Raw genomic sequence first — 18,146 nt, forward strand, 5'->3', positions numbered from 1 at the left:
TCGCAATGATAATCAGCAAATCGGTTTTTTGATCTTCTTTGGTCGGCTTCTTCCGAACCGGAACCGATAAGTCCGTTGTTATTATTTTCTACGGTTCAGAGTCTGGTGGATGGTCGTTTCAACAAATCTACAGCAATGGGAGAAGGGGCGGTCATGAACATTCGTCTTCTGCTTGAGGAGCGGGAAAAGCAGTTTTTGTCCGAACATGCCTGCCGCAGTGCTGATACTGTCGGGCGAAACCGCCCGGAACCTCCCTGTTCGATCAGGACCGCTTTTCAGCATGATCGGGACCGTATACTGCATTGTAAATCCTTCCGTCGCCTCAAACATAAAACTCAGGTCTTTCTTGCGCCCGAGGGGGATCATTATCGTACTCGCCTGACCCATACCCTGGAAGTTGCGCAGATCGCCCGCACGGTCGCCCGGGCTCTGGCCCTCAACGAGGATCTCACCGAAGCCATCGCGCTCGGGCACGATCTCGGCCATACCCCCTTTGGCCATGCCGGGGAGCGGGTGCTCAACGAACTGGTTCCCGGCGGTTTCCACCATGTGCGCCAGAGTCTGCGGGTCGTCGACGTGCTCGAAAAGGACGGGGCCGGACTGAATCTGACCTTCGAGGTACGAGACGGCATTCTCAAACATTCCAAGGGGCAGGGGCCGATCCAGGGGAGCAGCCCGGCGGTGCGCGCCTCTACCCTGGAAGGGCGCATCGTGCGTCTGGCCGACATCATCGCCTATGTCAATCACGACCTGGATGACGCCCTGCGTGCCGGGCTGGTGCGATCCGGCCAGATTCCCGGACGGATCGTTTCCCTTCTGGGGGAGACCCATTCCCAGCGGATCCGCATGATGGTCAATGACATCATCCGACATTCCCTCGCGGCGCGAGGAGAAGAGATCCTTCTCTCCGAACCGTTGGCCGAAGCGGTTACCGCTTTGCGGGACTGGCTTTATGAGCACGTCTATCAGGCGCCGACGGTGTATGAAGATTTCGCCAAGGCCGCGCGGATCCTACGTGAGCTCTTCCTCTTTTTCATGGATAACGAGGAGGCGCTGACGACTCATGGTGGCCGGCACTTGCCGGGGGATTGCCGGGAAGTCTCGGTGGCGGACTTCCTTGCCGGCATGACCGACCGCTATGCTATTAATCTTTATCACCGGCTCTTTTTGCCGCAGCCCTGGAAACTCTTCTAAACGGTCTAACCTATTGAACTTTCCAGTTGCTCCTCTTGACACTCCGGGATTTTCTATGATAGCGTTTCAGCTGTTTTGAGGCTCTTTCCGGAGGCTGGCGCAGGTCCGATCGTGGGAGGTGAGCTTGACTTTTCCCACCGACATGTCCCTGGTGTTTCGCCGGGGGACGGGTAGCCCTGCCGGCCGACGCTCTCCCCCGCGTCCCGGCGCCCGAAAGGATTGAACAGCCCGGCAGCTCCGTCGCCGGAAACGAGGGGCGGCATATTCTTTATAACCAGACCCCTTATCTTCTCTAGGATATCGAACGGATTGTCGCGGAGCTGTGCCGCTGGGATTTCCGGCAACCCTCCCCATCGGGGAATCAGGAGGTTTGAATGAGCAGGAAGCTGTTATTGGCCGACGACAGTGTCACCATTCAGAAAGTCATCGGCATCACCTTCGTTAATGAAGATTACACGCTTGCCGTCGCCGATAATGGCGATGCCGCCCTGGAAAAGGCGAAAAGCGACCGCCCCGACCTGATTCTCGCCGACGTCTTCATGCCCGGAAAGAACGGTTACGAGTTGTGTGCCGCGGTCAAGGCCGATCCGTCCCTGGCCGGTGTTCCTGTTTTGCTGCTTACCGGTACTTTCGAGCCCTTCGATGAAGCCAAGGCTGAATCCTGCGGCGCCGATGGCTGGATTGCCAAGCCCTTTGAGTCCCAGACTCTGATTACTCGCGTCAAGGAGCTGCTCGACAAGGCCTGGGCTCCCCCCCCGGCACCGGCTTCCGTAGCGGTGGAAGAACCGGCGCCCGTCGTGCCGGCGGGAGAACCCGTCTCCGCCCCCGAACCCGAACCCCAAGTGGAGGCGGATATTTGGACCGAGCTCGAAGAGCCCGAGTCCATGCCGGCGGCAGCAGCCGTTGCGCCGGAAACGCTGGCGGAAGTCGACTTCAGCACCATTTTCAGCGACGATGCCGAGGCGGCTGCCACGCCGACGCCGACGCCGGAGGCGGCCGAGGACATCTGGGGCGAGGTCTCTCTGGTCGAAGAGGATCTCGCCTCGACCGGCGACGAGCCCATCCTCCCTGCTGCGGCGGATGAGGTCGGGGGGAAAATGGAGGCATCTGCCGAGACGGTTGCCGTTGAGACGGCGATTTCGGAGGAACCAGTGGGTTCCGCCGAGGCCGAAGAGGTGCTGGAACTTGGCGAAGACGATATTCTGGTTCTTGATGACGAGGATATTCTGGAACCGGAGGCCGCCGAAGACGACTTCGTCTTTGTCTCCGATACAGAGACTTTCGCAACGGAAGGGGCGGAGGAGTGTCCCCCCCTGGCCGAGGACATCTTCGCTTTCGAAGACGAAGAACCCGCTGCTCCTGCCGCTGAAGGCGCGGAAGCCTTCCCAGAAATGACGACGGAAATCGCTCCGCAACCGGCGTTTTTCGAGTCTCCGCCGGTGGTGGAAGATGAAGCGCTGTTCGTCTCCGGTGAAGAGTTCGAGGCGGAACTTCCCCCTGCCGAGGAAGACCTTGAGCCCCAAGCGCCGATAGCCGCTGCCGAGAGCGTCGTTGAGATGCCGGCGGCCTTCCCGGCCGCTGTTGGTGACGAGTTGCCGCCGCTTGCAGCCGATGACTTGGCGGCCGCCGTGAGCGCGGAAGCGGTCGCGCAACGGGCGCAGGTTCTGTGCGAGGCCGAGTTGGAGCAAATCGTCGAGCGTGTCGCGAAAACGGTGATCGAGCGACTGGCCGGGACCATCCTTGAGCGGATTGCCTGGGAAGTTGTTCCCGACTTGGCCGAAAGCCTGATCAAAGAAGAGTTGCGTCAGATCAAGGCTGAGGCGGAAGAGGTCGGCTGAGAGATATCCGTCGAATTTTAAAGTGATCGCCGGTTGACGGATGGAATGGGGATGGCTAAAATCCCCATTTCTTTTTTTGTGTCTAGGCTCCGCCTCCGAGGCGGCCACATCATATGCAGGAAGGACGCAGCGTCCATGGAAACCCATCTGCCCAAAGGATACGAACCCCGCGACGTCGAGAAGAAATGGTATCAAGCCTGGGAAAGCCAGGGCTGCTTCCGCGCCGACGAAGATTCCCCTAAGCCCCATTATTCCATCGTGATCCCCCCGCCCAACGTTACCGGGGTGCTGCACATGGGGCACGCTCTGAACAACACCCTGCAAGACATTCTGGTGCGCTGGAAGCGCATGGGTGGTTTTGAAACGCTGTGGATGCCCGGCACCGATCATGCCGGCATCGCCACCCAGAACGTGGTGGAAAAACAGCTTGCCGCCGAAGGCAAGGATCGTCACGAGTTGGGGCGCGAGGCCTTCATTGAGCGGGTCTGGCAGTGGCGTTCCGAATCGGGCGGGCAGATCATCAACCAGCTCAAGCGCCTGGGCGCTTCCTGCGACTGGGAGCGGGAGCGTTTCACCATGGACGAGGGGCTTTCCCGCGCCGTGCGCGAGGTTTTCGTCAGCCTTTACGAGGACGGCCTGATCTATCGGGACAACCGCCTGATCAACTGGTGCCCCCGCTGTCACACCGCCCTCTCCGATTTGGAAGTGGAGCACGAGGAGAAGAAGGGCCACCTCTGGCATCTGCGCTATCCGGTCAAAGGCAGCGACCGCTTCTTGGTCGTGGCCACCACTCGCCCGGAGACGATGCTTGGCGATACCGCCGTGGCGGTCAATCCCGAGGATGATCGCTATACCGACCTGATCGGCAAGACCGTGCTGCTGCCCCTGGTTGGGCGGGAGATCCCCATTATCGCCGACGACTATGTCGATCGCGAGTTCGGCAGCGGCGCGGTGAAGATCACCCCGGCCCATGACTTCAACGACTTCGAGGTGGGCAAACGCCACAACCTGGAATTCATCAACATTTTCGACCCATCGGGCAACGTCAACGAGAACGGCGGCCCCTATTGCGGTCTGGAGCGCTACGCCGCTCGCAAGCAGGTGGTGGCCGATCTCGAAGCGCAAGGGCTTCTGGAGAAGATCGAGGAGCACGACAATGCCGTGGGCGAGTGTTACCGCTGCAAAACGGTCATCGAGCCGTATATGAGCAAGCAGTGGTACGTCAATGTCGGGCCCCTGGCCGAAAAGGCCATCAACGCGGTCAAGGACGGTCGCACCCGCATCATCCCCGAACAGTGGGAAAAGACCTACTTCGAGTGGATGTACAACATCAAGGACTGGTGCATCAGCCGGCAGATCTGGTGGGGGCACCGCATCCCCGCCTGGTATTGCGACGACTGCGAGGGGATCACCGTCTCCCGCGAGGACGCGACGAGCTGCGTCCACTGCGGCGGTACCCATCTGCGCCAGGAGACGGACGTGCTCGATACCTGGTTTTCCTCCGCCCTCTGGCCCTTTTCGACCATGGGCTGGCCGGAGCAGACCGCGACCCTGAAGAAGTTCTATCCGACCTCCTGCCTGGTCACCGGCTTCGACATCCTTTTCTTCTGGGTGGCGCGGATGATGATGATGGGCCTCAAGTTCATGGGCGAGGTTCCCTTCAGAGAGGTCTACATCCATGCCTTGGTGCGTGACGCTCAGGGGCAGAAAATGAGCAAGTCCAAGGGGAACGTCATTGACCCCTTGAGCGTCATCGACGAATACGGCACTGACGCCTTCCGCTTTACCCTCGCCGCCTTCGCCGCCATGGGACGGGATATCAAGCTTTCCACCGAGCGCATCGCCGGCTACCGCAACTTTGCCAACAAGCTGTGGAACGCCAGCCGCTTTACCTTGATGAACCTGGAGGGCTTTGACCCCGAGGGGATCGATCTTGATCGGCTTGATCTGTCGCCGGCAGACACCTGGATTCTCTGTCGTTTGGCCGAGGCCGCCCGCGAGGCCAACCAGGCCTTGGTCGACTACAAGTTCAACGACGCTGCCGGCGCCCTCTATACTTTTACCTGGAACAGTTTCTGTGACTGGTACATCGAACTGGTCAAGGACGATCTTTACGGCGCCGACCCGGTGGTGAAGCACCGCGCCCAGAGCGTGCTCTATGTGGTGCTGGAAAATCTGCTGCGCCTGCTCCATCCGCTCATGCCCTTCATCACCGAGGAGATCTGGCACGCCCTGCCGGGCAAACGTCCCACGACCTTTCTGGTGGAGGCCTCCTATCCCGACGGCGAGGGCCTTCCCTACGGGGAGCGAAGCGTGGCGGGGATGGAACTGATTATGGAGGTGATCAAAGGCATCCGTAATATTCGCGGCGAGATGGATGTGGCGCCGAGCAAGCAGATCCAGGCGGTGCTCGACTGCAAGAGCGAGGCCTCGGCAACCATCCTGCGTGACGGCGTCGGTTACGTCAGGGCCTTGGCCCGGGTCGGCGAGCTGACCCTCGGCGTCGGAGTGGAGCGACCGGGTCAGGCCGCGACCCAGGTCGCCGGGGATGTGGAAATCCTGCTGCCCCTGTCCGGACTGATCAATGTCGAGGAGGAGGAAAAACGCCTGCTCAAGGAGATCGCCAAGGTCGAGAAGGATGTGGACCTCTTTGCCAGGAAGCTGGCTAACGAGAATTTCGTTGCCAATGCGCCCCGACACGTTCTGGAAAAAGATCGCGCCAAGCTCAGTGAAGCCGAGGAAAAACTCGCTATTTTGCAGGAAAGTCTGAAAAAGATTCAGGCGCTGCGCTGAACCCGAGATGGGTATGGGGGATTCCTCCCGAACCCGGCGCTCAATAAGACGGCCCAAAGGATCATCGGTCTTTTGGGCCGTTTTGTCCCCGCCTTGTATGAGAAAACGGCAACCATGCGATAAAATGAGGATTATTCGAAGATGGTCGGCTGTTAAATGTGGACCCTCAGCGGGTTATCCTTTATAATTTCCGATCATTCTCTGGAGGAATGGTTTGGGTCGGCTCCCTGCTCGCCGACCGGCAACACCCCTCGGGCTCCTTGATCCCCTGGGTTTTTGTGTCCTGTTTTGTTTGTTTTGTCCGGCTGTCTTCTTATCCCCCACGCCAAAGGAATCCCCATGCTTGTCGTCGCCTGTATCAAGCAGGTCCCTGACACCACCCAGGTCCAGATTGACCCGGTCACCAACACTCTGGTGCGCGAAGGAATCCCTTTCATTGTCAATCCCTACGATACCCATGCCCTGGAGGAGTGTCTGCGGCTGAAGGATCGTTTTGGCGTACGCGTCGCTGCCCTTTCTATGGGACCCCCCAATGCCGAGGGCACCTTGCGCAAGGCCCGCGCTCTGGGGGTGGATGAGGCGATCCTGCTCAGCGACCGCTGTTTCGGCGGCGCCGACACCCTGGCGACCAGCCGGGTGCTGGCGGCCGCCATCGAGCGTCTTGCGGAAACGGAAGAGGTGGCCCTGGTCTTTTGCGGCAAGCAGACCATCGACGGCGATACTGCCCAGACCGGGCCCGGCATCGCTACCCGCCTGGGGTTCACCCAGTTGACCCTGGTTGACCGCATCGAGCATCTTGACCTGGAAAACCGCCAGGTCCGGGTCCGGCGCAAGTTGGAAGGACGCCACGAGATCGTCGAGGCACCGTTGCCGGCGATGATCACGGTTGTGCGGGAGCTCAACAGGCTGCGTTATCCCACCGTCCCCATGCGTCTGGCGGCGGCCGAGGCGGAGATCACCCTGTGGGATAACCAGGTGTTGCAGCTTGATGAAACGACTGTGGGCCTGAAAGGGTCGCCGACCTGGGTCAGCAAGATTTTCTCTCCGGAACGGGCCAAAGGGGAAATCATCGGCGACGGCCTCAACGATCCGGTCGGCACTGCCAATGAGCTCATCGACAAGCTGCTGAGCAAGGATCTGCTGGTTCTGTAAGTTACGTTTCCCGTCGCCTGTGCCGGCGGACATTCATCCTGGGGATTCCTGAATGGAAAAAAAAGCGAAAGTCAAGAAACCGCGCGGCGTCGCCCGCCTCATCGAAGGGCGCTGCATCGCCTGCGGCGAGCGCTGCATGAGTGTCTGCCCGGTCGACGCCATCGTCATGGACGACCAAGGGGCGCCAATCATTGATGCGTCCAAGTGCATCGGCTGTGTGAAGTGCGTCAAAATCTGCCCCGCCGGTGCCCTGGAAATGTACTTCACCCCCGACGAGCAAAAGATTCTCGATGAGCTGGCCAAGCAGAACGGGGGAGTGGTCGTTGAGGAAGAGGTGGACGAGGAAACCGCCCGCCTGCAAAAGATGCTCGCCGCCTATCGCGGGGTCTGGGTCTTCATCGAACAGACCGACGGCGAGGCGGCCAAGGTCTCCTGGGAACTGCTCGGGACCGGCGCAGATCTGTCCAGGCAGCTCCAGGTCGAACTCTGCGCCGTCGTGATCGGCAGCGGCGTTGAACCTCTCTGCGCCGAGGCCTTCAGCTACGGCGCCGACAAGGTCTATCTGCTCGACGCTCCCGTCTACCGTCACTACCGCACCCAGCCCTACAACGAAGCGATCTGCCATCTCATCCATAAACACAAACCCGAAGTCATCCTCATGGGTGCTACCGGCCTCGGACGGGATCTCGCCGGGGCTGTGGCGACAGTGATCAAGACCGGCCTGACCGCCGACTGCACGGGCCTTAGCATCGACGACAAGCGCAATCTCATGCAGACTCGCCCGGCTTTCGGCGGCAACATCATGGCCACCATCATGTGCGACAAGTTTCGTCCGCAGATGGCCACGGTACGCCCCCATGTCATGTCTATGCCCGACGCCGTTCCAGGGCGCAGCGGAACGATCGTTCGCGAGGATTTCGCTCCCCTTGAGGAGGGCATCCTGACCAAGGTGCTGGAAGTGATCAGCGATCGCGATGGCAGTGACCATGTCGATATCGCCGGCGCCGAATTTATCGTTTCCGGCGGCCGGGGCATGGTCAACCGCGAGAACTTCGTTATCCTGCAGCAGTTCGCCAATGAAATCGGCGCGGTGGTCGGCGCCTCGCGTAGTGCGGTCGATGCCGGTTGGATGCCCCACGACCGTCAGGTCGGCCAGACCGGCAAGACGGTGCGGCCCAAGGTCTACATCGCCTGCGGCATCAGTGGCGCCATCCAGCACATGGTTGGGATGCAGGATTCGGATATCATCATCGCCATCAACCGCGACAAGGACGCGCCGATCTTCCAGATCGCCACCTACGGCATCGTCGGCGATCTTTTCCAGGTTGTGCCGGCCCTGACCCAACGCCTGCGCGAGTTGCGCAAAACCGCCGGCCGCTCCGAGCGGGCCGCCTCCTAGCCAATTTTTCTTTCGCATCGCGGGGAAATCACATGACCTTCAGTGGATTCATCGTTCTTCTGCTCTTTGGCGCCTCCGGCGGCTTTTTTCTGTGGAGCCTCTCCCAGCGTCTGGGACTGGTGCGTCTCGGCCGTGCCGAGAACCGTTTCGATCGTGTCGACGAGCGGTTGCGCAGCGTTCTCACTTATGTTTTCGGGCAGAAACGGGTGCTGGCTCGCCCCTTCGGCATCAACCACGCCATCTTCTTCTGGGCCTGCATGCTGCTGGTGGCGGTTAATATCGAGTTCGTCCTCGGCGGCATCTTTCCCGGGGCGCGCCTGTCTCTGTTGCCGGGGTTCTTCTACTTCCCCATCCGTTTTGTTTCCGACCTAGTCAGCCTGCTGACCCTGTGCGCGGTGGTGGCCGCCCTCATCCATCGCACATTTTTCCCCCTCTTCCCCGAGGCGCGCAATTTCGAAGGCTATTTCATCGTCGCCGTCATCGCCCTGCACATGCTCGCCTATTTCGGCATCTGCGGCGCCGAAGTGGCTCTCGGGCAGGAGCGGGCGGCGGGCTGGATGCCGGTGTCGTCAGCCTTCGCCCAAGCCTTTTCCGGCTTCGGTGATGTCGGTCTGGAGCGCATCCACGGCTTTTTCTGGTTGGTTCACGCTCTTGCCCTGCTGGTGCTCTTCAACTACCTGATCCCCTACAGCAAGCATCTGCATGTCTTCACCGCGATCGGCAACTGCTTCTTTCGCAGTCTGGAAAAGCCCAACACCCAACCCCGGGAATCTTTTGCCCTTGATCTTCCCCTAGGGGCCGACCGGCCCACGTGCATGACTTGGAAAGATCTTTTCGATGGCTTCGCCTGCACCGAGTGCGGTCGCTGCGAGGATGTCTGCCCCGCCCACAACACCGGCAAGCAGCTCAATCCCCGCCAAGTAGTGCACGATCTCAAGGTCAACCTGCTGGAGAACGGCCCGGCCCTCAAGGACGGCGGCAAACCGCGTCTGCCGCTGATCGGCGAAGTCGGGGAGGGGAGTTGCAGCGAAGAGTCGATCTGGGACTGCACCACCTGCGGCGCCTGCCTGGAGGCTTGCCCGGTCTTCATCGAACATCCCCAGAAACTGGTGAAAATGCGTCGCCACCTAGTGCAGATGGAAGCCAAATTCCCCGACGAGCTTCTCAATCTGTTCGAAAACATGGAACAGCGCAGCAACCCCTGGGGCATGGCTCCTGCCGAGCGCGGCAAGTGGGCGGGGCTGCTCAATCTCCAGGAATTTTCGGCGGACAAGACCGAATACCTCTTCTACGTCGGTTGCGCCGGTGCCTTCGATACCCGCAACAAGCAGGTGACCGTGGCGGTAGCGACCATTCTCAACGCTGCCGGGATTTCCTGGGGCATTCTCGGCAAGGATGAGCTCTGCTGCGGTGACAGCGTGCGCCGCCTCGGCAACGAATTCGTCTTCGAGCGCATGGCCCTGAAAAACGTCGAACTGTTCAAATCCCGGGGGGTGAAAAAGGTCATTACCCAATGTCCCCACTGCTTCAGCACCTTGAAGAACGACTACCGTCAGTTCGGTTTGGACCTTGAGGTCGTCCATCACAGCCAGTTGATCGCCCAGCTCATTGCCGATGGCCGGCTCAGGCTGCCCAAGCCGATGAACTTCGGCCGTACCATCTTCCACGATTCCTGCTACATGGGACGACACAACGACACCTATCAGGCACCCCGGCAACTCATCGAAGCGGCCACCGGCTTCCCCCCGGCGGAATTCGAGCGCAAGCGGGAAAACTCTTTCTGTTGCGGCGCCGGCGGCGGGCGCATGTGGATGGAAGAGCGCAGCGGTGAGCGGATCAATCGCGAGCGGGTCAAGGAAGCTCTGACTGTTGCCCCCGATACCTTGTGTGTGAGCTGTCCCTATTGCATGACCATGCTGATCGATGGCCTTAAAGATGAGAAGGCGGAGAATGTTCAGGTAAAGGATGTGGCTGAGCTCGTTGCCCAGGCACTCGAACACGGATAACTGGTTCTCGGCATTACTTAAAAACAGAAACGGCAGCCATTAATGGCTGCCGTTTCTGTTTGGAGGTTTTTTTCGGACTTAGTCAGTCCAGCTGTTCGATCTCTTTCAGTACCTCAATTAGATAGGCGCGGATTTTGGCGCTTTCGCTCAGGGCCAGGACTTCGCGCGCGGCTTTGATGGCGACGGCCGAATCGAGGTCGCGCAGGAAAGCCTTGATGCGCGGGATAAAGGGGGCGGGCATAGAAAATTCGCGGATGCCCATGCCGTAAAGGACGAGAAAGTTCATGGGGTCGGAGGCCATTTCCCCGCACAGGCATAATCCTTTACTCTGGCGTCGGGCGACATCGGTTACCTGGGCGAGGGCGTGGAGGACGGCCGGATGCAGCGGGTCGTAATATTTGTTGACCAGGGGGTTGTTGCGGTCGGCGGCGAGCATGTACTGGATGAGGTCATTGGTCCCCAGGGCGAAGAAGTCGACCTCCCGCGCCAGTTGCTCGGCCAGTTGCACGGCGGCGGGTACTTCGATCATGATTCCGGTGGGGACGTGTCCGGCGAAGGGGACGCCTTCATGGCGCAGGTTAGCGCGCGCTTCCTCAATGACCTCCTGGCAGGCGCGCACCTCCTCCATCCCCGAGATCATGGGGAAGAGCAGCTTGACCGGGCCGTGCGCCCCGGCCATGAGGATCGCCTCGATCTGGGTGCGGAAGATGTCGCGATTGTCCAGGGAGACCCGCACCGAGCGCCAACCCATGAAGGGGTTGTCTTCCCGGGGGGGACTGAAGTAGGGGAGCCCTTTGTCGCCGCCGATATCGAGGGTGCGGATGGTGACGGGATAGTCGGGGAAGTTCTCCACCACCTTGCGGTAGAGCTGGTACTGATCGTCGCGGTCGGGAAAGCTTCCCCGGGTCATGTAGGGGAACTCGGTGCGGTAGAGGCCGACCCCTTCGGCCCCGTTGCGCAGGGCGATGTCGACGTCGCTGATCAGTCCGATGTTGGCGCGCAGGATGATCTTTTCGCCGTCCCGGGTTTCCGCCGGCAGATCGCGGAACTCTTCAAGGCGGTTCAGTTCGCGGCTGGCATCCGCCTGCAGGCGCTGGTACTCCTCGGTGACGTGTGGCGCCGGGTTGACGTAGAAGCAGCCCGAATTGGCGTCGAGAATGACCTGGGTTTCCGGCGGGGTTGAGCGCACCACCGCCTTGACCCCGACCAGGGCCGGGATGCCCAGCGCTTTGGCCATGATCACCGCATGGGAGTTGCGCTCCCCGGTTTCGGTGACGATCCCCCGGATGTGCTCGTGGTCGAGGGTGGCCATATCCGAGGGCAGAATCTCACGGGCGACGACGATTCCCGGGTGCTTCAGTTGCAGGGTATTGTGCTGGGTGTCACCGAGGTTGGCCAGCAGGCGGCGGCCAATGTCCTTGATGTCGGCGGCTCGTTCCCGCAGGTAGGGATCTTCCATACGCTCGAAGGCTTCGAGGTACTCACCGACAACCCGCTTCAAGGCGAAGGCGACGCTGTGCCCGGCGTGGATTTCCCGTCGGAGTTTCTCCAGAAAGCTGCGATCCTCCAAGAACATCAGGTGGGTGTGAAAGATCGCCGCGTCGTTCTGGGAGAGCCGCTCGGTGACCCTCTTCTCCAGAAAAATTGTCTGGATGCGGGTCTTCTCCAGGGTCAGTTCGAGACGGCGCAGTTCCGTCCCCACATCTACCGGTTCATCCTCCAGGGTCTCGGGAAAACCGAGGTTGTCGTCGAGGACGTAGGCCACGCCTGAAGCCAGGCCGGGACAGGCCACGGTGCCGCGTAGGGCGCCGTTGGTTGTGCCGCGCGCCGGGCGTTCCTTGTCGAGCAGGCTCTGGCGGGTCTTTTCCAGTTCCAGGGCAAAGGCGCTTTTTTCTTCTTCCTTTTTCCGGATTGAGTCGAGCAGGCGGGCGTTGATGACGATGGAGGAGACCTGGAAGGCGATGGTCGAGAGGGTACTGATGTCGTCAGGGCTGAACTGGCGGGGAGCGACGGTCTGGATGGTCAGCACCCCGATGGGAATCTTGCGGTCGAAAAGAGGGATGCCCAAAAAAGAATGATAACGTTCCTCGCCCGTTTCCTTGAAATAGCGGTAACGGGGGTGGGTTTTGGGCTCCAGGATTGCTACCACCTGCCCCTGCTCGGCGGCTAGGCCGGTGAGCCCTTCGCCGATCTTCAGGCTGACTTTGCCCACCGCCTCGGGGGAGAGGCCGATGCTGGCACAGAGGCGCAGGGTTTCACGATCCTCTTCAAGCAGGTAGATGGAGCAGACTTCCGTTCCCATGCGGCGAGCCACCAGGGTGACGATGTTGCGCAAGGTTTCATCGAGATCGTGGGACTGGAGAATCAGGGTGCTGATATCTTCCAAGATGGTGACGCCCAACCCGTCGTTGCCTGTGCCCATGGCTCTAAACCCTTAACGGTAAAAATTGTGAGGTGCGATTGCCGATGGAAAAAATAATAACGAAATTTTCATGGAACAGGGAATAAAAAAAGCGCCGATCGGGGGAGAGAGATCCCGGTCGGCGCAAAGGGGTGGGCAGTTTTCCTTATGTAAAGGAGCTGAATCCCCGTCAATGACTTTATAAATAAGCAATTATTGTTCCATTTTTTTTGGTATTTTAGTTATATTCTGTTTTTCAACGTCATTAATCCGTTTTTTCGGGGGCTTGGCTAAGAGAAAAACTTCAATGGTTTAGAAGTCTTAGTAATTATATATTAAAAAAATGCCATTTTTTACAGTAAATGTGTCGGATTTGGCACGAAAAAGAAAGTGTTGTGTCAAATTTGACTCAGCTGGAAGTCTGTGCCGGTTTTTTGCCGCGAAATTCCGCTCCTCGCAAGTCATAGCGCGTAAGCATCCGGTAGAAGGTGCGGCGGGGAATCCCCGCCTTGCGCGCCGCCAGCGAGACGTTGCCGCCGGTTTCCTCCAGGTAGCGTTTGATCAGGTTCTTTTCCATCTGATGGAGATGTTCCTCCCGTTGTGAGCGAAAACCGCTTGCGGCGGGAGGGCTCGTTTCTTCAACCGGATCGGGCATAAGTTGGCTGAAGATCACCGGCAGATTTTCCAGGCGGATGATGCTGTCCTGGGTGAGAACCGCGGCGCGCTCGATGATGTTTTGCAACTCACGGATATTTCCCGGCCAAGGATAGCGGAGCATGGAGGCGATGGCCCGTTCGTCGATGCCGACCAGATTCTTGTTGACCCGCTTGCTTGCCCGACCGAGAAAGAGATAGACCAGTTCCCGCAAGGATTCCAGCCGGTTGCGCAAAGGCGGCATAGTAATGGTGAAGACGTTGAGGCGGTAGAACAGATCCTCGCGGAACCAGCCCTCCCGCATTCCTTCTTCCAGATTTTTGTTGGTGGCGGCGATTAGGCGCACATCAACCTTGATCGCTGTCGTCCCTCCCACCGGCTTGATTTCGCCGTTGTCGAGAACCCGCAACAGTTCCGCCTGAAGTTTGGGAGTGATGTCGCCGATTTCGTCGAGAAAGATGGTGCCGCCGTTGGCCGCCTCGAACAGCCCTTTTTTGTCGCTGACGGCACCGGTGAAAGCGCCCTTTTTATGGCCGAAAAGCTCGCTTTCGAGCAGGCTGTCGGTGAGTGTCGTGCAATTGATGGAAACCAGCGGCTTGTCGGAGCGTTGACTCTTCTGATGGATGGCCCGGGCAGTGAGTTCTTTGCCGGTGCCGCTCTCGCCGCGAATGAGGACCGTGGTTGGGGTCGGCCCGACCTGGGTGATGAGGTTGAGAACCTCTAGGGTGCTGCCGTCGCGGCCGATGATTGCCGTGTCGCCGTACTCTTGTTGCAGGGCGCGTTGGGCCAGGTCGTACTTCTGCGCCAGTTTGACATGATCCTCCTCCAGCCGCTTGAGGGAGTAGGGGAGGCACATGTTGTTTTCCGCCAGCCCATGATAGACGGCTACCGCATGCTCCCGGCAGGTAGCGTAGCCGCAGGCGCCGCAATTGAGTTCGTCCTGTTCGACGAACTTGTTCGTCGACTGGAGAATCTGGCGGATGCTCTGGCCGCTCGGCGTCTCCAGGCGGTGACATTTGTTGCTGAAATGGCGGTCGAGCGGGGGGGGCGGGCCGGCGGCCTGATAATGGGCGGCGGTGGCGTAGGGCGCCTGGGGATCCTGGTAGTATTTGTGGATCAGGTTGCGTTTCGAGAAAGTGGTCAGGCGGTTGCTCTTGCCCGGTCCGCCGACGCAGCCGCCGGTGCAGAAACGCAGGTCGACCACCCGCGGGGTGATGCGCCCCGCCGCCAGGTCGCGAATGATTTCCAGCACATTTTCTTGCCCTTCGGTGGCGAGGAAGTCTGGATTGAAGAAGTCGTCCTGAATACCGAAGGCTTGAAAAGGACCGCCGGTCACGGCGAAGAGCCGACCCCTGTCGGGGGGGACGCCATCGAAAGGAGTTTCCGGCAGGCGCGGCAGATCGATGGAGCCGGCGTGAAAGAGTTTGGCCAGCTCCTGATAGGTAAGTACCATGTCGACCGCGTCGGTCACCGGCTCGGCTTCGATCTCGAACTTTCCGGCGATGCATGAACTGAGGTAGACAACCTTGGTCTTTGCCCCTGCACGCGCCTTGATGAAACGGCCGATGGCGACCATCGGCGAGACCACCGGCATGAGATTTTTCAGCAGGTGGGGATAGTGTCTCTCGATGAGATCGACAATGGTCGGGCAATGCGTGGTGATGCGGGGAAAGTCCGCCGGGGTGTCGATCAGCCGGCGATAGGTGTCGACCAGCAGTTCCACCCCATAAGAGCCCTCATGCACCTCCTGAAAGCCAAGGCGTTTGAGGCCGGAAACCAGCTGCCCGGGGCGAATGTCGTGGAAAAAGGCCGGGAAGGAGCAGCCGAGCACCGCCACCACCGGCGGCTTATCGGCGAGCATGCGCAGGAGCTTGCTGGTCCCGTCGGTGACGATCTTCGCCTGCTGAGTGCAGACTTTCACGCACTTGCCGCAGCCGATGCAGCGTTCGTGAATGACCTCGGCCCAGTCCTCCTTCACCCTGATTGCTTTCACCGGGCAGTTGCGTACGCAGGAATAACACTTGCGGCAGCGTTCTTTGACGGTTTGAATGGGACCCATGGGGAGGAACTCCGGGGGGATGAGGGGCGGGAAAGTTGGGCCAATTGTGCCGGATATGGCACGCTTCTGTCAATGGCTAAGACCTTCGGGCGGCTTGGTCGGGGAGCAAAAAAGCCTGGGCTATCCGTCGGACTTTGAATATGATACAAAAGATATTCCGTCAGGGACGGCGGCGACCTTCAAACTGTGCCATCATCCGATTCAGACGCTGTGGAGCCTGATTATGTACCTGGAGTATTTCGGTTTCAAAAGCGAACCCTTTTCCATCAGCCCCGACCCCCGATTTCTCTTCATGAGCGAGCGGCACCGGGAGGCCTTGGCCCATCTGCTCTACGGGATGAAGAGCGAAGGGGGCTTCGTGCTTTTGACCGGCGATATCGGCACCGGCAAGACCACCATCTGCCGTTGCCTGCTCGAACAGCTTCCGGAAGACTCGGAAGTCGCGTTGCTGCTCAATCCCAAACTGACCGCCGCCGAGCTTTTGGCCAACATCTGCGACGAACTGCGCATTCCCTATCCCCAGGGAACGACGAGCATCAAGCTGCTGGTCGACGCCATCAACGGCTTTCTCCTCGACGTTCACGCCCAGGGGCGGCGCACCGTGGTGATTATCGACGAGGCGCAGAATCTCGATGTCGAGGTGCTGGAGCAGATCCGGCTGCTGACCAATCTCGAAACCAACACCTACAAGCTCTTGCAGATCATCATGCTCGGCCAGCCTGAACTGAAAGAGATGCTTGAACGTCCCGAATTGCGCCAGTTGTCGCAACGCATTACCGCCCGTTATCATCTGGCTCCTCTGTCCCAGCCCGAGGTCGGGGATTATATCCGTCACCGCATGGCGGTCGCCGGGGTTGACCGGCCGATTTTCCCCCCGGCTAGCCTGCGCCGCATCTATCGCCTGACCGGCGGAGTGCCGCGCCTGATCAACGTGCTCTGCGGCCGCGCTCTGCTCGGCGCTTACGTCAAGGGGGAAAACCGGGTGCGTCCGGCGCTGCTGGCGCAGGCGGCCGAGGAGGTTCTGGGTGGGGATGCCGGGGGCGGCGGCCGATCCCGTTACGCCCTGCCGCTCAAGCTTCTGCTTGCTCTGGCCCTGGTCGGCGGCGGGGTGGTGTTGGGGGCGGGGCTTCTCCGCCAATCCCCTTCCGCCGCGCCGGCATCCACGCCCTCAGCGCCGGCGGAGACCGCTCCCGCCAGCGTTGAGGTGCGGACGCCGCCTCCGGTTTCCGAAGACCCTTCCGGGCGGTGGCTCGATGTCTTGGCGCGGGAAGAGGGCAACTCTCCGGCTTTGCACGCCCTCTTCGCGGTCTGGAAGCTGACCCCCCCGGCGGGGGAAATCGCCGATCCGGCGGCGCTGGCCCGGGAGAACGGCCTCGCCTTTTTGTCCCTGCGCGGCAGCCTCACTGATCTGCTGACGCTGAATCGTCCGGTGCTGCTCAAGTTGACAGGAAGCCGGGGGGAGAACTTCCAGGCCGCCCTGACCGCCCTCGACGAGCAGACCGCAACCCTGCGCGCGGGGGCGCAGGAGTATCCGGTGCCGGTGGAAGATTTGGTGCGCCATTGGTTCGGCGAATACGAACTGCTCTGGCAGCCGCCACCCGGTTATCGACGGGCGCTCATGCCCGGCGACCAGGGGGTGGCGGTGGAATGGCTGGCACGGCGTTTCGACATCCTGCAGCAGCGCCCGGATAGCCCGGTGGCGGGCCGGGTCTACGACGAAGCCCTTTATCGCGAGGTCCGGGAGTTTCAGGCCGGCGAGGGTTTGGACGCCGACGGTCTGGTCGGCCCGCTGACTCTGATCCGTCTCAACAACCGCACCGGCGGCGACCAGCCCCGGCTCAACGAAACACCGAAGGGATGATGCGGCATGTCCTTTATTCTGGATGCCTTGAAAAAATCGGAAAAGAAACGGGAAACGGCCGAGGTGCCGAATCTGCACACAATGCACGGCGAGGGCCCGCCACTGCTCAAAAAACGCCGGCCCCTCTGGCCTTATCTGTTGATTGCGGTGCTGCTGCTCAACGCCGGGGTGCTGCTCTGGTATGTCTTCTTCCGGGCTGAACCTCAGGCTGTTGCTGTTCTGACCGAGCCGGCGTCCGTTGCCGAATCCGCGCCGTCTGCCTCCGCGCTTCCCGCGCCTCCGGCCGTAACTGCGCCGGAACCGGTCGTCGTCTCGCCCCAACCGGCTCCTAAGCCTGTTTCCGCTCCGACTGCTGCGACCGTCGTCCGAGAAGCCGCGCCGCCGCTCGCCTCCGCCCCGCTTCCGCGTCCCGAACCCGTGCCGGTGCGGGAAGCCGAAGTCGCGCAAGTCGTCGAGTCCCAGCCGCCCCCCGTAGAGAGCCGCCCGGTAACTCCGGCTGTCGCAGCGGTTCCGGAACCGGTTTCGCCGCCGCAATCCATTGAGGTCGGTCCGCCGCCGGTGCTGGAGTTGGAGGATCTTCCCGTGGACGTGCGCGGCCGGGTGCCGGAGATGACCATTTCCGTTTATGCCTACTCCGCCACTCCCGCTTCCCGGCTGGTGCGAATCAATAACCGCATCCTTCGCGAAGGGGGGTACCTCGACGTCGGCTTGCGCCTCGAAAAAATCGCCCCGAAAGAGCTGATCTTCACCTTCGAAGGTTTCCGCTTCCGGGTGCCGAAAGAGATGTAG

At 60.5% G+C, this 18,146-nt stretch carries 10 protein-coding genes; 8 read left to right on the top strand and 2 right to left on the bottom strand.

Annotated features, from left to right (window positions below):
- Positions 1 to 153 precede the first annotated feature (153 nt).
- The 6 genes from RBR25_RS08975 to RBR25_RS09000 all read left to right on the top strand — a co-directional run bounded on the left by RBR25_RS08975 (position 154) and on the right by RBR25_RS09000 (position 10,382).
- Positions 154 to 1,194: a deoxyguanosinetriphosphate triphosphohydrolase gene (locus tag RBR25_RS08975; RefSeq protein ID WP_432819215.1), complete on the top strand. Its 1,041-nt coding sequence runs from the start codon at positions 154 to 156 to the stop codon at positions 1,192 to 1,194.
- A gap of 374 nt (positions 1,195 to 1,568) precedes the next feature.
- Positions 1,569 to 3,032: a response regulator gene (locus RBR25_RS08980; RefSeq protein WP_432819216.1), complete on the top strand. Its 1,464-nt coding sequence runs from the start codon at positions 1,569 to 1,571 to the stop codon at positions 3,030 to 3,032.
- A gap of 135 nt (positions 3,033 to 3,167) precedes the next feature.
- The gene (locus RBR25_RS08985; RefSeq protein WP_432819217.1) at positions 3,168 to 5,825 is read left to right on the top strand and encodes a valine--tRNA ligase; all 2,658 of its coding nucleotides are present in this window, start codon (positions 3,168 to 3,170) and stop codon (positions 5,823 to 5,825) included.
- Between the two features lie 339 nt (positions 5,826 to 6,164).
- Entirely contained in the window at positions 6,165 to 6,977 is an 813-nt protein-coding gene (locus tag RBR25_RS08990) for an electron transfer flavoprotein subunit beta/FixA family protein (RefSeq protein WP_432819218.1), read from the top strand.
- 52 nt (positions 6,978 to 7,029) lie between these two features.
- Positions 7,030 to 8,376: an FAD-binding protein gene (locus RBR25_RS08995; RefSeq protein ID WP_432819219.1), complete on the top strand. Its 1,347-nt coding sequence runs from the start codon at positions 7,030 to 7,032 to the stop codon at positions 8,374 to 8,376.
- Between the two features lie 32 nt (positions 8,377 to 8,408).
- Complete coding sequence (locus RBR25_RS09000; protein WP_432819220.1) at positions 8,409 to 10,382, top strand: (Fe-S)-binding protein; 1,974 nt, start codon at positions 8,409 to 8,411, stop codon at positions 10,380 to 10,382.
- A gap of 82 nt (positions 10,383 to 10,464) precedes the next feature.
- Here RBR25_RS09000 and ptsP read toward each other — a convergent pair whose 3' ends face one another.
- Both ptsP and RBR25_RS09010 read right to left on the bottom strand, forming a co-directional pair.
- Positions 10,465 to 12,804 (bottom strand): phosphoenolpyruvate--protein phosphotransferase, encoded by a 2,340-nt coding sequence (ptsP, locus tag RBR25_RS09005; protein ID WP_432819221.1) that lies wholly within the window; start codon positions 12,802 to 12,804, stop codon positions 10,465 to 10,467.
- A 388-nt stretch (positions 12,805 to 13,192) separates the two neighbouring features.
- Positions 13,193 to 15,496, bottom strand: coding sequence for a sigma 54-interacting transcriptional regulator (locus RBR25_RS09010; protein ID WP_432819222.1), 2,304 nt, complete (start codon positions 15,494 to 15,496; stop codon positions 13,193 to 13,195).
- A gap of 223 nt (positions 15,497 to 15,719) precedes the next feature.
- Here RBR25_RS09010 and RBR25_RS09015 point away from each other — a divergent pair, with 223 nt between their 5' ends.
- Together RBR25_RS09015 and RBR25_RS09020 are read left to right on the top strand one after the other, a co-directional pair.
- Positions 15,720 to 17,357, top strand: coding sequence for an AAA family ATPase (locus RBR25_RS09015; RefSeq protein WP_432819223.1), 1,638 nt, complete (start codon positions 15,720 to 15,722; stop codon positions 17,355 to 17,357).
- A 6-nt stretch (positions 17,358 to 17,363) separates the two neighbouring features.
- Positions 17,364 to 18,146, top strand: coding sequence for a general secretion pathway protein GspB (locus RBR25_RS09020; protein ID WP_432819224.1), 783 nt, complete (start codon positions 17,364 to 17,366; stop codon positions 18,144 to 18,146).

It is taken from the genome of Trichloromonas sp. (genome assembly GCF_034006665.1).
Lineage (GTDB): Bacteria > Desulfobacterota > Desulfuromonadia > Desulfuromonadales > Trichloromonadaceae > Trichloromonas.